The 14736-nt window shown below is 66.9% G+C and carries 15 protein-coding genes and 3 tRNA genes; 15 read left to right on the top strand and 3 right to left on the bottom strand.

Annotated features, from left to right (window positions below; translation table 11 throughout):
- Positions 1-3: 3 nt before the first annotated feature.
- The 5 genes from recF to FB391_RS18940 all read left to right on the top strand — a co-directional run bounded on the left by recF (position 4) and on the right by FB391_RS18940 (position 6988).
- On the top strand, positions 4-1203 hold the full coding sequence (gene recF / locus FB391_RS18960) for a DNA replication/repair protein RecF (RefSeq protein ID WP_141896767.1): 1200 nt from the start codon (positions 4-6) through the stop codon (positions 1201-1203).
- Entirely contained in the window at positions 1196-1735 is a 540-nt protein-coding gene (locus tag FB391_RS18955) for a DciA family protein (RefSeq protein ID WP_141896766.1), read from the top strand. Before recF ends, FB391_RS18955 begins: the two co-directional genes overlap by 8 nt.
- 120 nt (positions 1736-1855) lie before the next feature.
- Positions 1856-3901: a DNA topoisomerase (ATP-hydrolyzing) subunit B gene (gyrB, locus tag FB391_RS18950; protein WP_141896765.1), complete on the top strand. Its 2046-nt coding sequence runs from the start codon at positions 1856-1858 to the stop codon at positions 3899-3901.
- 46 nt (positions 3902-3947) lie between these two features.
- The gene (gene gyrA, locus FB391_RS18945; RefSeq protein ID WP_141896764.1) at positions 3948-6587 is read left to right on the top strand and encodes a DNA gyrase subunit A; all 2640 of its coding nucleotides are present in this window, start codon (positions 3948-3950) and stop codon (positions 6585-6587) included.
- On the top strand, positions 6584-6988 hold the full coding sequence (locus FB391_RS18940) for a DUF3566 domain-containing protein (RefSeq protein ID WP_141896762.1): 405 nt from the start codon (positions 6584-6586) through the stop codon (positions 6986-6988). Before gyrA ends, FB391_RS18940 begins: the two co-directional genes overlap by 4 nt.
- 82 nt (positions 6989-7070) lie before the next feature.
- On the opposite strand, the gene FB391_RS18935 is transcribed toward FB391_RS18940, so the two are convergent.
- Complete coding sequence (locus FB391_RS18935) at positions 7071-7796, bottom strand: VIT1/CCC1 transporter family protein (protein WP_425462967.1); 726 nt, start codon at positions 7794-7796, stop codon at positions 7071-7073.
- 94 nt (positions 7797-7890) lie between these two features.
- Here FB391_RS18935 and FB391_RS18930 point away from each other — a divergent pair.
- A tRNA-Ile gene (locus FB391_RS18930) sits at positions 7891-7964 on the top strand.
- 11 nt (positions 7965-7975) lie between these two features.
- Positions 7976-8048, top strand: a tRNA-Ala gene (locus FB391_RS18925).
- Between the two features lie 19 nt (positions 8049-8067).
- Here FB391_RS18925 and FB391_RS18920 read toward each other — a convergent pair.
- Positions 8068-9288 carry a site-specific integrase gene (locus FB391_RS18920; protein ID WP_141896759.1) on the bottom strand — a complete coding sequence of 407 codons (1221 nt, stop codon included), beginning with the start codon at positions 9286-9288 and terminating at the stop codon, positions 8068-8070.
- Positions 9289-9498: 210 nt separating this feature from the next.
- Between FB391_RS18920 and FB391_RS18915 the strand changes: the two genes are divergently transcribed.
- The 5 genes from FB391_RS18915 (at position 9499) to FB391_RS18895 (ending at position 12362) form a co-directional block, all read left to right on the top strand.
- On the top strand, positions 9499-9714 hold the full coding sequence (locus FB391_RS18915; protein ID WP_141896757.1) for a helix-turn-helix domain-containing protein: 216 nt from the start codon (positions 9499-9501) through the stop codon (positions 9712-9714).
- A gap of 37 nt (positions 9715-9751) precedes the next feature.
- Positions 9752-10666 carry a hypothetical protein gene (locus FB391_RS18910; protein WP_141896756.1) on the top strand — a complete coding sequence of 305 codons (915 nt, stop codon included), beginning with the start codon at positions 9752-9754 and terminating at the stop codon, positions 10664-10666.
- Positions 10663-11055, top strand: a complete 393-nt coding sequence (locus tag FB391_RS18905) for a hypothetical protein (RefSeq protein WP_141896754.1) — start codon at positions 10663-10665, stop codon at positions 11053-11055. Before FB391_RS18910 ends, FB391_RS18905 begins: the two co-directional genes overlap by 4 nt.
- Complete coding sequence (locus FB391_RS18900) at positions 11052-11573, top strand: hypothetical protein (protein WP_141896753.1); 522 nt, start codon at positions 11052-11054, stop codon at positions 11571-11573. Before FB391_RS18905 ends, FB391_RS18900 begins: the two co-directional genes overlap by 4 nt.
- A 93-nt stretch (positions 11574-11666) precedes the next feature.
- Entirely contained in the window at positions 11667-12362 is a 696-nt protein-coding gene (locus tag FB391_RS18895; protein ID WP_141896750.1) for a hypothetical protein, read from the top strand.
- Between the two features lie 60 nt (positions 12363-12422).
- On the opposite strand, the gene FB391_RS18890 is transcribed toward FB391_RS18895, so the two are convergent.
- Entirely contained in the window at positions 12423-13340 is a 918-nt protein-coding gene (locus FB391_RS18890) for an HIRAN domain-containing protein (protein WP_141896749.1), read from the bottom strand.
- Between the two features lie 217 nt (positions 13341-13557).
- Here FB391_RS18890 and FB391_RS18885 point away from each other — a divergent pair, with 217 nt between their 5' ends.
- From FB391_RS18885 to FB391_RS18875, 3 genes are all read left to right on the top strand, one after another.
- Positions 13558-14256, top strand: coding sequence for a hypothetical protein (locus FB391_RS18885; protein WP_246093625.1), 699 nt, complete (start codon positions 13558-13560; stop codon positions 14254-14256).
- A gap of 1 nt (position 14257) precedes the next feature.
- The gene (locus tag FB391_RS18880) at positions 14258-14476 is read left to right on the top strand and encodes a hypothetical protein (protein ID WP_141896745.1); all 219 of its coding nucleotides are present in this window, start codon (positions 14258-14260) and stop codon (positions 14474-14476) included.
- A 120-nt stretch (positions 14477-14596) separates the two neighbouring features.
- Positions 14597-14665: transfer RNA gene (locus FB391_RS18875), tRNA-Ala, on the top strand.
- The last annotated feature ends 71 nt before the right edge of the window (positions 14666-14736 follow it).

Genomic DNA, 14736 nt, shown 5'->3' with positions numbered 1-14736 from the left:
GCAGTGATCGTGGAGCACCTGAGCCTCGTCGACTTCCGCAACTACGCGGCAGCCGATGTCGAGCTCGGCCCCGGTCCGAACGTGTTCGTCGGCCGCAACGGCCAGGGCAAGACGAACCTCGCCGAGGCCATCGGGTTCTTCGCCACACTGGGCTCGCACCGCGTGTCGAACGATGCGCCGATGGTCCGCGACGGCGCGGACGCCGCGATCATCCGGGCCCGGCTCGCCCACGGTGAACGGCGCGTGCAGCTCGAGGCGCAGGTCAACAGGCAAGGATCCAACAAGGCGCGCGTCAACGGCGCCCCGGTCAAGCCCGCCGAGCTGCCTCGGTACGCGCAGGTCGTGCTCTTCGCGCCGGAAGACCTGCAGATCGTGCGCGGCGATCCGTCCGCCAGGCGTCGGTTCGCCGATCAGCTGCTGGTGCAGCGCGCCCCCCGCATGGCGGGCGTCATCGCGGACTACGACCGCGTGCTCAAGCAGCGGACCGCGCTGCTCAAATCGGCAAAGGCGCGGGGCATCCGCGGCGACGCGCTGTCGACGCTGGATGTGTGGGACGACAAGCTCGTCACCCTCGGCACGCAGCTGATCGCGGCACGCCTCGCACTGTCGAATGACCTCGCCGCTCCGCTCGCGTCCGCGTACACCGCCATCGCGGGCGCCGACCACGACCCCGAGATCGAGTGGGCGCTGTCCGTCGCGGGCGCCGACAGCGGCGAAGACGCCGACGCGGGCTCGTCGGCACCTGGTGATCCCGCTTCGCTCGAGACCAGGGATGCCGGGGCCCCGCGCATCGCCGAGCTCTTCCGTCAAGCGCTCGCGGCCAAGCGCACCGCCGAACTCGAACGCGGGCTGACCCTGGTCGGACCGCACCGCGACGATCTGCTGCTGCGGATCCGGGGTCTTCCGGTCAAGGGATACGCCTCGCACGGCGAGTCATGGTCGGTCGCCCTGTCGCTCCGGCTGGCGTCGGCCGAGCTGCTGCGCGCCGACTCGAGGCTCGGCGACCCCGTGCTGATCCTCGACGACGTGTTCGCCGAGCTCGACGCCGATCGCCGCGCACGGCTCGCGCAGCTGGCGGGCGACTACGAGCAGGTCGTGGTTACGGCCGCTGTCGAGGGCGACGTGCCCGATGTCCTCCGTGCGCGCATGGTGCGGGTCGAGGCGGGCCGGATCCTCGAGAGCACCGAGGCGCGCGATGACTGACCCTTCGACAGGTTCGGGGACCGGCCGCCGGGACGACGGCGGCGAAGGCGGCGCCGGCATCCCCGAGACGATCGCGACCTACCTCAGGCTGCGTGGCCTCGAGCCGTCGGCGCGCTCGTCCTATCGCAAGCGCCGCCGGCGCACCGAGGACGACGACAACATCCCGTTCGCCCCGGGCCGCGACCCGAAGGGCGTGGGCGACGTGCTCGCCGATCTGACGCGCGAGGCCGGGTGGAACTCCCAGCTGGCGCGAGAGGACGTCGTGCGCGCCTGGGACGAGGTGGCCGGCGCCGACACGGCTCGGCACACTCGTCCAGTCGCGTTCTCGGAGGGCACTCTCACCGTCCAGGCCGACTCGACGGCATGGGCCAAGCAGCTCCAGCTGATGCGTGCTCACATCCTGTCGGAGATCGTCCGACGCTTCCCCGAAGCCGGTGTCGACGCGGTGCGTTTCATCGGGCCGGACGTCCCCTCCTGGAAATGGGGTCCCAGAACGATTCCAGGGCGTGGTCCGCGCGATACCTACGGCTAGGCCACCTCGGGAGCTGTCTTTGGCTATTTCAGGGCGTCACAGGGGCGTATGGGGCCGTGATCGGGTCGTTACCCGATAGACTGTCAGGGCCCCTTCGAAGGATTTGGAGCCATCGAGAAGATGACGTCAGACAACCCCGACAACGTGTCCGAGGAACCCGAAACGCCCGCGACGGCTCCCACAGGTTCTCCCGGCGATTACGGGGCCGACGCCATCCAGGTGCTCGAGGGCCTCGAGGCCGTCCGCAAGCGCCCCGGCATGTACATCGGCTCGACCGGTGAACGCGGTCTGCATCACCTCGTGTACGAGATCGTCGACAACGCCGTGGACGAGGCCCTCGCCGGCTACTGCGACACCATCAATGTCACGATCCTGCCCGACGGCGGTCTGAGCGTGTACGACAACGGTCGAGGCATCCCGGTCGACATCCATCGCACCGAAGGCAAGTCGACCCTCGAGGTCGTGCTCACCGTTCTGCACGCCGGCGGCAAGTTCGGCGGCGGCGGCTACGCCGTCTCGGGCGGTCTGCACGGCGTCGGCTCGTCGGTGGTGAACGCGCTGTCCACGCGCCTGGACGTGCAGGTCATGCGTCAGGGCCACGTGTGGCGGCAGTCCTACCGCGACGGCGGCCAGCCGCTGGCACCGGTGTCGAAGGACGAAGAGACCGAAGAGACCGGGACCATCGTGACCTTCTGGCCCGATGACACCATCTTCGAGACCGTCCACTTCGACTACGACACGCTCCGCACCCGCTTCCAGCAGACCGCGTTCCTCAACAAGGGCCTGCGCATCACGCTGTCGGACGAGCGCCCGAGCTCGACGTACGTCACCGACACCCCCGAGGGCGGCTCCGAAGAGCGTCAGCCCTTCGACGACTTCCTCTACGAGCGCGGCCTCGTCGACTACGTGGAGTACCTCAACAAGGTGCGTCACGCCGACGTCGTCAACGAGGAGATCATCGAGATCGAGTCGGAGGACACCGTCCGCCACATCTCGCTCGAGCTCGCGATGCAGTGGACGACCAGCTACACCGAGAACGTCTTCACTTTCGCGAACACCATCAACACGCACGAGGGCGGCACCCACGAAGAGGGCTTCCGGGCGGCGCTGACGACGCGCATCAACACCTACGCGCGCGACAAGAACCTGCTCAAAGAGAAGGACGACAACCTCACCGGCGACGACATCCGCGAGGGTCTCACCGCGGTGATCTCGGTCAAGCTCTCGGAGCCGCAGTTCGAGGGCCAGACCAAGACCAAGCTCGGCAACACCGAGGCCAAGGCGTTCGTGCAGAAGGTCGTCGGCGACCAGCTCGCCGACTGGCTCGACCGCAATCCGGTGCAGGCCAAGCGCGTCATCACGAAGGCGATCGACGCCGCGACCGCCCGCATGGCGGCCCGCAAGGCCCGCGAGACCGCCCGCCGCAAGAGCGTCTTCGAGTCGGCCGCGATGCCCGACAAGCTGAAGGACTGCACCAGCAAGGACCCGTCGATCAGCGAGATCTTCCTCGTCGAGGGCGACTCCGCCGGCGGTTCTGCCGTGCAGGGCCGCGACCCGCACACCCAGGCGATCCTGGCGCTGCGCGGCAAGATCCTCAATGTCGAGCGCGCGCGCCTCGACAAGGCCCTCGGCAACCGCGAGGTGCAGGCCATGATCCAGGCCTTCGGCACCGGCATCGGCGAGGACTTCGACATCGACAAGGCCCGGTACCACAAGATCGTGCTGATGGCCGATGCCGACGTCGACGGCCAGCACATCACGACGCTGCTGCTGACGATGCTGTTCCGCTACATGCGCGGGCTCATCGAGGCCGGCTACGTCTACCTCGCGATGCCGCCGCTGTACCGCCTCAAGTGGACCAACGCCGCGCACGAGTACGTGTACTCCGACAAGGAGCGCGACGCCCTGCTCGAGGACGGCCTCGCGAACGGCAAGAGGATCCCCAAGGATTCCGGCATCCAGCGCTACAAGGGTCTCGGCGAGATGAACGCCAAGGAGCTGTGGGAGACCACGATGGACCACACCACGCGGACCCTCCGCCAGGTGACCATCGACGACGCGGCCGCCGCGGACGAGATCTTCTCGGTGCTCATGGGCGAGGACGTCGAGTCCCGCCGCACGTTCATCCAGCGCAACGCCAAGGACGTCCGCTTCCTCGACATCTGACGCTTGTCAGTTCGAGGACCGGTAAGACAGAAGACGAGAAACACGAATGGCTGAAGACGAACGCCCCGAACCCGAGCACGAGCACGGCCGCATCGACCAGGTCGACCTGCAGCTGGAGATGCAGCGCAGCTACCTGGACTACGCGATGGCCGTCATCATCGGCCGTGCGCTGCCGGATGTGCGCGACGGCCTGAAGCCCGTGCACCGCCGCGTGATCTACGGCATGTACGACGGCGGGTTCCGCCCCGACAAGTCGTTCTCGAAGTGCGCCCGCGTCGTCGGCGAGGTCATGGGTCAGTACCACCCCCACGGCGACTCGGCGATCTACGACGCCCTGGTCCGCCTGGTGCAGCCGTGGTCGCTGCGCTACCCGCTCGCGCTCGGCCAGGGCAACTTCGGCTCGCCCGGCAACATGGGCGCCGCGGCCCCGCGGTACACCGAGACGAAGATGGCTCCGCTCGCGCTCGAGATGGTGCGCGACATCGAAGAAGACACCGTCGACTTCACCGACAACTACGACGGTCAGACGCAGGAGCCGACGGTCCTGCCGGCACGGTTCCCGAACCTGCTGGTCAACGGCTCAGTCGGCATCGCCGTCGGCATGGCGACCAACATCCCGCCCCACAACCTGCGCGAGGTGGCCGCCGGAGCGCTGTGGGCGCTAGAGCACCCCGCCGCGAACCGCGAAGAGCTGCTCGAGGCGCTCATGGAGCGCATCCCCGGTCCGGACTTCCCGACGGGCGCGCAGATCCTCGGCACGAAGGGCATCCGCGAGGCGTACCGCACCGGCCGCGGTTCGATCACGATGCGCGCGGTGGTGGCGATCGAAGAGATCCAGGGCCGCACGTGCCTCGTGATCACCGAGCTGCCGTACCAGGTCAACCCCGACAACCTCGCGGTCAAGATCGGGGACCTCGCCCGCGACGGCAAGATCACCGGCATCGCCGACATCCGGGACGAGACGAGCGACCGCACCGGTCAGCGCATCGTCGTCGTGCTGAAGCGGGATGCCGTGGCGAAGGTCGTGCTGAACAACCTGTACAAGCACACCCAGCTGCAGGAGAACTTCGGCGCGAACATGCTCGCGATCGTCGACGGCGTGCCGCGCACGCTGTCGCTGGACGGGTTCATCTCGCTGTGGGTCGACCACCAGATCGAGGTCATCGTCCGCCGCACCGCGTACCGGCTGCGCGAGGCCGAGAAGCGCATGCACATCCTGCGCGGCTACCTGAAGGCGCTCGACGCGCTGGATGAGGTCATCGCGCTCATCCGCCGCTCGCCGACCGTCGACGAGGCGCGCGAGGGACTGAAGTCGCTGCTCGACATCGACAACGACCAGGCCGACGCCATCCTGTCGATGCAGCTGCGTCGCCTGGCCGCGCTCGAGCGCCAGAAGATCATCGACGAGGCGAACGAGCTCGAAGCGAAGATCGCCGACCTCAATGACATCCTCGCCACCCCGGCGCGCCAGCGCACGATCGTCTCGGACGAGCTGACCGCCATCGTCGACAAGTTCGGCGACGAGCGTCGCACGCACATCCTGCACGGGTTCGACGGCGACATGTCGATCGAGGACCTCATCCCTGAAGAAGAGATGGTGATCTCGGTCACGCGTGACGGCTACATCAAGCGGACGCGCAGCGACAACTACCGCCAGCAGCACCGTGGCGGCAAGGGCGTCAAGGGCGCGCAGCTGCGCGCCGACGACGTGGTCGAGCACTTCTTCGTGACGACGACGCACCACTGGCTGCTGTTCTTCACGAACAAGGGCCGCGTCTACCGCTCGAAGGCCTACGAGGTGCCGGAGGCCGGCCGCGACGCGAAGGGCCAGCACGTGGCGAACCTGCTCGCGCTGCAGCCCGACGAAGAGATCGCGCAGATCCTCGACATCCGCGACTACAGCGTCGCCACCTATCTGGTGCTCGCGACGCGCAGCGGCCTGGTCAAGAAGACGCGCCTCACCGAGTACGACACCAACCGTCAGGGCGGCATCATCGCCATCAAGCTCCGCGGCAACGGCGCGGACGAGGGCGACGACGAGGCCGAGGTCGGATCGGACGACGAGGTGGTCAGCGCGCTGCTCGTCGACGAGGGCGATGACATCCTGCTCATCAGCCGCCACGGCATGTCGCTGCGCTTCTCGGCCACCGACAGCGCCCTGCGGCCGATGGGCCGCTCGACGTCGGGTGTGAAGGGCATGGACTTCCGCGCGGGCGACAGCCTGCTGTCCGCCTCGGTCGCCAGGGACGACGCCTTCGTGTTCGTGGTCACTGAGGGCGGCTACGCGAAGCGCACCGCGGTGGACCAGTACCGCGTGCAGAATCGCGGCGGACTGGGCATCAAGGTGGCCAAACTGAGCGACGATCGCGGCGATCTCGCGGGCGGTCTGATCGTCTCGGAGGACGACGAGGTCTTGGTGGTTCTTGCCAGCGGCAAGGTGGTACGCTCTGCCGTGGCCGAGGTGCCTGCCAAGGGTCGAGACACCATGGGTGTCGTATTCGCCCGGGCCGGCGGCGATGATCGCATCCTCGCGATCGCCCGGAACGGCGAGCGTGGCCTGGCCGAAGAGACCGAGGACGCGGACGCCGAGAACGGCGTGGCCGACCCCGACGCCGCAGCGGCGGCCGAGACCCCCGGCGGCCCCGACACCTCGCCTGAGACCCCCGAAGAGAGCACTGACGCATGAGCACGGTAGCCGACAAGCTCGCAAAGAAGTCCAGTCACAAGACCAGCGCCAAGCAGGTGCGCCTGCGACTGGTGTACATCGACTTCTGGTCCGCGGTGAAGCTGTCGTTCCTCGCGGCGATCGCGATCGCCGTGGTGACGGTGGTCGCCTTCGTGATGGTCTACCTCGTGGTCACGGCCACGGGTCTCATCGGCGAGGCCGACAAGTTCTTCTCGAGCTTCTCGGACGGCAGCGTGCTGCTCTCGCAGTTCATCAACTTCCCGCAGGTGCTGGCATTCTCGGCCGTGGTCGCGATCCTGAACCTCGTCGTGGTGACGGTGCTCGGCGCCGTCGTCGCGGGCATCTACAACCTCGCGGTCAAGGTGACCGGCGGGCTCCTGGTCGGCTTCACCTCCAACTGACGCGCGACCCCGCAGCTCCTGCACGACACTGAGCGCCGGCATCCACTTCTCACGAAGGGATGCCGGCGCTTCGCCTTGCCGGTCAGACGACGGTCGTGCCGAGCAGGGTTCCGATGAGCCAGGTCGCGACGAGGGCCAGCGCGCCGCCGACGACGAGTCGGGATGCCGCCCGCAGTCGCGGCGCGCCGCCCAGCTGAGCCGACACCGTGCCCGTCGCGGCGAGGGCGATGAGGACGGCGACGAAGGTCACCGGCACGCGCCATTCCGGTGGCGGGAGCAGGATGGCCAGCAGCGGCAGCAGTGCGCCGAGGGTGAACGAGATCGCCGACGACAGGGCGGCGTGCCAGGGGTTGACGAGGTCGTCCTGATCGATGTGCAGCTCGACCTCGAGGTGTGCGGCCAGCGCGTCGTGCGCGGTGAGCTCGACGGCCACCTGGCGCGCGGTCGCCTCGGTCAGGCCCCGGTCGCGGTACAGCTGGGTGAGCTCGGCGAGCTCCTCGTCCGGCATGTCGCGCAGCTCGGCCTGCTCCTTCGCGATGAGCGCACGCTCGGAGTCGCGCTGGCTGCTCACCGACACGTACTCGCCGAGCGCCATCGAGATCGCGCCGCCGACGAGCCCGGCGATGCCGGCGGTGAACAGGGCGCCCAGATCGGTGGTGGCGCCTGCGACGCCGACGACCAGGGCTGCGACCGACACGATGCCGTCGTTCGCGCCGAGGACTCCCGCGCGCAGCCAGTTCAGGCGCTGACCGAGGCCGACGCCGTGCGGCTCATCGGGGTGGGACTGATCGGTCACGCCCTCAGTCAACTACGCCGACCGTGAAATCCGGGCCCGATTCGTGAAATCCAGGATCGTCAGGTAAAGTCTTGGAGGTTGCGGAGCGCAAGCGACGCAGACATTCGGGGCTATAGCTCAGGCGGTTAGAGCGCTTCACTGATAATGAAGAGGTCCCAGGTTCAAGTCCTGGTAGCCCCACCGTAAGCCCCGGGGCCTTAGCTCAGTTGGTAGAGCGCCTGCTTTGCAAGCAGGATGTCAGGAGTTCGAATCTCCTAGGCTCCACATAGTAGAAGTCCCCTGATCAGAGCGCCTTTCCGGCCTCCTGCTCGGGGGACTTTCTCGTTGCCTCCAGAGCCGTTCGTGCCATGGTCGTGCCAGTAGCGGTCCCGATTGACCCTCCGGAGAGGGCATCCATGCCCGCCGCGATCGCCCCGCTTCGCTCCTCCGCCGCGTGCTGGTAGAGCAGAGCCGCTCGGGCGGTCGAGTGTCCCGCGCGGGCCATGAGTTCGCGGGTCGTCGCGCCCGCCTGAGCCGCCAGGGTGAGGCTCGCGTGCCGCAGATCGTGGAGCCGGAACTGGGACAGCCCAGCCTTCCGTGCCGCCTTCCGCCAGGCCTGACCGATCGCTCCTCCGGTGAACCGCTCGCCGTCCGTTCCGGGGAACATCGGAGCCTTGCCGAAGCCCGGAGCAGTCGAGAGGTAGACCTCCAGATCGGCCGCGATGCTCGGCGGGAGATCGACCCTCCGGACGTTGCCGGTCTTGGTGCCGCTCTCGATGTCCTCGCCGCCTACGCGGACGATCTGCCGCTCGACCAGGAGGACCCCGTTCGTGTAGTCCCGCCGCTGGAGCGCGAGCAGTTCCCCGAGGCGGAGATGCGCGCCGAACATCACTCGGATGGGCAGATGCCACTTCGCCGGCATCGCCGCGACGATCCGCCCGAGATCCTCGGCGCTCATGTACGGGCGCTCTGCGTGCTTCACCGATCCGGCCCGGTCGATCTGGCAGGAGTTCGCGGGGATCATCCCGTCCCGGACGGCGGTCGCCATGATCGCCCGGAGAAGGCTGTAGGCCTGGCGGAGTCGGGATGATCCGTCGCCGCCCTGCCGCTTGGCGGACGCCGCGAGGACTCGGCCCGTCTTCGTGTACCAGGCGCGCACCTGGGAGGGCGTGATCGAGGCGATCGGTATCTCCCGGAGCGGAGCGAGTGGACCGGCGAGGGTCGTCTCGTAGAGATCTCGAGTCTTTGGCGCGAGCGCTCCTCGCCGTCCTCCGTGGGCGATCCAGTCGGCGGCGTATGGGCCGAACGGGACGAGCCCCGCGCGGTGGTCGATGTAGGTCCCGCGCATCCGGTCGGAGCGGACGGCGGCGAGATGGTCAAGGGCCTCCCGCTTCGTCTGGAACGTCTGCGGGCCGGTCATCGGCCTCCCTGCCGGGTCGAGATAGCGGGATTGCCACCGCCCGGAGGGAAGTTTTCGAACTGATCCGAAGTCGATTCTGGAGGCCTTTCGGCTGGTCTGAGTCATGGTCTGCCTTTCGTGCTAAGCGCCTGGTTTTCGGGGCTGATCTGATCTTTCCTGTGTCCTCGGCAGATCTCACGTCGAGAGGGCTGGGCGATCCACTACATACGATTGCCTAGCCCAATAAATCCCAGGTCAGATGTAATTTCGTGGGCGCAATGACACCCTATTCTGGTCCCAAGACACCGGTCCGAACCGAACGAACGGAACCCAGAGATGACGAACAGAACCACCGCCCCCGAGCGGCCCACTCTCACAATCGATGACCTCCACGGACGCGCCACATGCACCGTCCCCGAGGCCGCGCAGATCCTCGGGATCGGCACCTGGAGCGCCTACGAAGCGATCAAGCGCGACGAGATCCCCGTGATCCGCATCGGCAAGCGCATCCTCATCCCGGTCCCACGCCTTCGCGCCCTCCTGGGCGACTGAACCACTCTCACGAGATCCCGGCGACTGGAGCGCGAACATGACCAAGAACGAATCGGGCTATGCGAAGGTGCCCACCTGGCTCCAGGAGAGAGCCCTCGACCTCGGGATCGGACCCAACGGCATCGCCGCCTACGCGGCCCTCTACACCTGCGCCGACTGGAACACAGGGATCACGAACGCCGCGAGCATCGGACGAGTCGCCAGGCTCTCCGGGATGGGGAGCCGCATGACCGCCGCGGGAGCATTGGACTCCCTGGTCGCCGCCCGAGTCGTGCAGATCATCGAGCGGCGCGCCAACCGCGCGCACGTCTACCGGATCGCCCTGACCGGCCCATTCGAGAGCCTCCTCGGTGCCCAGGATCTGGACACCCAAGACGACCCGATCGGAGCAGGGGACGATGCGCTCGGTGAGACGGGAGAGGATCTCGGTGCCCAGGATCTAGCCACTGAGTGCCCAGGATCTAGCCACCCAGGTGCCCAGGATCTAGCCACGATCAGATCAACAGATCTCTCCAGATCTCTAAAGACCGATCCCTCCGGGCTCGCCACTGCAAAGCCCGACAAGTCGGGCGACCTCGATGACAACCTCTCCGCCGTCTCTGGCTCAGATCCTTGCGACCCTCTCGGGAGCGGCGGATCCACTCCCGACGGCCAATCCGGTGACCTCCACTCTCAGAGTCAGGGACGGACTCCTAGAGTTCCGCGCCGCGCCACCCGCGCCCAGGTTCTCTGGGTCCGCGACCTGCGGGTGATGACAGGGGAACGAATCGAGAACCCTGCTCCGCTGACTGACGCAGAGGCCGACGAGGAGATCCGAGATCTCTGGCCCGAGGTAGAGCGACGCCGGCACCGGGGCGAGCCTCTCGACGGCAACTACTGGGACCTCAGTCCGAGAGCCCGCTCCTACGTGGACGACCAGGATCTCGACATCGACAGGAGGGAAGCATCATGAGCGAGCGAGAGATGCGGACATTCAGAGCCGCACAGCACACGATCGGGCAGATGCGCGATGCCGCCCGAGCCACAACCCCGCCCGACTCGGCCCGAGACGATCTCCTCCGCCAGATCCGGCAGACCCTCGACGGACCCGACCGGACCAGCCTCCGAAGGGCGAAGGATGACCGCGCCTACGCCCTGCGCGGGTTCAAGTCCGGGATGGAGCACTCCCAGCGTTGGGTGGCCGATGCCGTGACTCGATATGTGGGCGCGGTCACGGCGGAGGCGGCGGCGAACCGGGTCGAGGCCCGGGAGGTCAGGGCTCTCCTGGCCGCTCTCCTCGCCCTTCACGAGCAGGAGAGCGGGAAACACATGGAGCAAGACACATCGGAGGTTCGAGCATGACGCAACGCACATCCCCGGCGCGGGGTAAGACTCAGACGCAGATCCGGGCGGAGGCGCGCACCAGGGAGTCGAAGGCTCTCGATCTCCGCCTCCTCGGCTACTCGCACGATCGGATCGCACGGGAACTCGGCTACGCCCACCGGAGCGCCGCCAAGAAGGCAATCGATCGGGCTCTCGCGGGGATCCCTCGCGAGGCGGCGAAGCAACTCCGCGACATCGAACTGGAGCGGCTGGATCTCGCCCAGCGTTCCCTGGCAGATGGGATCGTTCGCGGGAACCTCGGCGCGATCGATCGGCTCCTGCGGATCATGGACCACCGCGCGAAGTTGCTCGGGCTGTACGAGCCCCAGGCTGACTCGGGCATCGCTGAGGTCGCGGCGGTCCTCGGCGCGTGGCTCGGGAAGGTCCGCGAGGAGGACGACGCGCTGGACGCCGATCTGCCGGATCGGGAGCCCCAGACCCCCCAGGACCCCCTGGAAGGCGAGAACGCTCGGCAGAGGCGAGCAGGGAGCGTCTGAGATGCATGTACGAGGTTCAGGCGGCAGAGATCCGACGAGATACGTAGATTTATCCACATATCCACAGCCCTATCCACAGATCAGGAGATCATCATGACCACGAACTACCCCGGCGCTTTCAGTCGCCATCAGCAGGAGACACGCTCAGCGATCACGTTCCAGGATCGCAACCTCACGCGGAAGGCTCTCATCGCCCGCCAAATCGGACTGCGCCAGAGCGCGAACGCGAACCTCGCCGCCGTCATCCCGACCGTCCCCGAGATCCCCGGCTCGTCGCGGGCCGAGATCCTCGAAGCCCTCCGCCCGGGAAACGCCGATGAAGTAGCGGTCGCCCTCCACCAGCGGGAGCGCATCCAGGCGGATCTAGACCGTGGTCGTCGCCCCGAGCAGATCGTCGCCTCGGGGGATCTCCGAACGGTCGTCGCTCTCCTCGACTGGCTCCCGTCGATGCCTGGGGTCAAGGACTCGCCGCACCGCGAGGACATCGAGGCTGAGATCGGCGCGCTCGCGTTCGATCGCCTCGCCGCCCTCGGCCATGAGCCCGCCGCCCAGCGGATCCAGGCCGAGCAGGAGAGCGCCGGTCCGGCCGCATGGGCTCGCGTGCTCACTGAGGCTCAAGCGGGCGAGATCAGCACGGGCGCGTGGACGGCTCTCTACCGCGCCGACCCCGAGGGCTACCAGGAGGCCCAGGCGGCAGAGGTTCCCGGGCTCGGGGATGAGGTTCGCCGGTTCGATATCTCGGCGGCTCGGGAGGTCGAGGCGAGCGCGGGCGTCCAGGGCATCCGGTAGTCGTTTGCCTGATCGAGAGCCCTTGTGTCTGCGGATGCCGGGGGCTTTCGACTGCCGGCGCTACTCCTCGGGGGTTCCCCCGTTCTGCACCGCGAGCCTCGACCGGCTCAGGCGCATGGTCACGCTCTCCGGGATCTCCCGATCTCCACACGCGGCGACGTAACGCTCCAGGAATGCGAGTTCATGGGGATAGTCCCGGAGACGGCGAAGGACCACTGAGATCTGCTCGGACGGCCACGGATCCGGAACCTCGCCGGTCACGACGCTCTCGCGCTCTGCGGCGTAGATGCATTGCTCCAGGAGATCTCGGGCCTCCTCGAACCGCTTCTGCCGCTTGAGTTCGGAGATCGAGGGCTTGAGGAGCGGCCAATACTGCCCCTCGACCTCGCCCGCGGTCCGGCGCGCTTCCTTGTGCGCTTCCCGAGCCTCACGCTCTGCGGCCTTGCGTGCTTGCTCGGCCTCGCGCTCGGCGTAGTAGGCGTCGGCCTCTTGACGCTCTGCGGCGTAGTCCTTCTCGCTCTCGGTCTCCCCGGAGAACGCCAGGGTCACGCGGCCACGCCAGGTGCCGTCATCGTTGCGCGCCCAGACTCGGGCCGGGACGGTGGCGACGTTCCCTCTGCCGACTCCCCGGCAAGCCCTCATGACGGAGGCGCTGACCTCCTGGGGGACGTGGCCGACCTGCTCGCCCATGACGACGACACGGACGGCGTTGGGATCGTACTTGTTGTCGGGCTCGGGGATGAGCCACGCGGTTTGCATCGTCACACCACCCTCGGGGCGTCCGAGGCTCCGGAAGATCTTGCCGATGCCGTCGCGGTAGTAGGCCTCTCCGGAGACTTCGAGATCCTCCCCGAAGCCGATCGGGACCTCGCGCCCAGGAGCGGATGCTGGTGATGAGGGCTGGGCGCGCGGAGCGGGTGTGGGCTCCATCTTCGTCTTGTCGCCGCCGAACAGTTTGGACAGGAACCCACCGGCCATTGGTGCCTCTCGTTGGGGGGGATGGAGGTTGACCCCACGAGCCGAGTGTAGTGATCACTAGGGAAGGGACCTCGGCCCTACTGTGGGAAACGTGACGCGACCGTGGAGTAACCGCCAGATGCGGCGTCTGGGTGACGCGCTACGAGACGGGACGCCCATCCCGGACGGGTGCCCCACGTACGACGAAGTCGTGCTGTGGTACGTGGATCTAACTGTGATGATCCAGGATCGGATCAGCCGCATCGACTGGTCACCGCTGCTCGGTCCGGAGACACCGGAGATCACTTCCAGGGTCAAGACGATTGGCACCCTCCAGGACAAGTTGCGTCGAACACCGGAAGCGCCTCTCCAGACGATTCGAGACATCGCTGGTGTTCGTTTCGAGGCCATGATGAGCACAAGTGTTCAGGACGCAGTCGTTCAAGCGATCTGTGGACTGTTCGAAGATGACGCGACCGCTGTCGTGAAAGATATGCGTCGGGACGATCACTTCGGCTACCGGGCCGTGCACATCGAGTTGCGCTTCCATACGATCGCGTGGCGCGCAGAGATTCAAGTCCGGACCGCTTTGCAGGGCCAGTGGGCCAATATGTACGAGATCACGGCTGACATTCTCGGTCGAGAGATCCGCTACGCGAGTCCAGAAGAAGGCACGGTCGCGTACGGCGTCGTCACGGCAATGCGTGGGATCTCGACCGAGACCATCGCTGTAGCCGAGGAACGCTTCGACGCAGTGATCATGCAGGAAATCTTGGTCGAAGATCTGGCTCGGCTTGGCAACTCAGCCCGCCTCCAGATGGAACAACATAAACTAGAACAACTGCGTGGTGAAGCAGAACCGCTTACACTGTCGCTAACGTCGCAACTGGAGCGGATTACTTCGTTGCTTCAAGACATCAGAAAGCCGGGGTCATAGGGTGTCGGGATTCCTCCTCGTCTATCACCGCAAGTCTGGTCGGCTCGAACGACTCGAAGAGTTCAGCGGCCCACAGGGGGCCAGGGATGCGCTTCGCGAGCGCCTCCGTGTTGAGAACGAGAACGTTGACCCCGATGTCGAGGTGGTCTCGCTGAACAGCGACTCTGAGGAGACTCTGCGTCGGACTCACTCGCGTTACTTCGACGCCGCTCTGGTCTGACAGGACGGTCGCATCGCCTCGTGCCAGAGTCGTGCCACTAGGGGGCACAACGTGCCACAACTGGGCGGTATCAACCGACATGACCGAGGCCCAAGATCCCCGTAATTCTGCGGCATCCCGGGCCTGCGGATGAGCCATAGCGCCTGCTTTGCAAGCAGGATGTCAGGAGTTCGAATCTCCTAGGCTCCACAGACATGCGACTTCCGTCACGGGGGTCGCATTCTTCTTGCTGCGAAGCGTCCGGACGATCGATCGGATGC

The organism is Microbacterium kyungheense, assembly GCF_006783905.1.
Lineage (GTDB): Bacteria > Actinomycetota > Actinomycetes > Actinomycetales > Microbacteriaceae > Microbacterium > Microbacterium kyungheense.
This window is presented reverse-complemented; position numbering and strand designations above follow the sequence as displayed.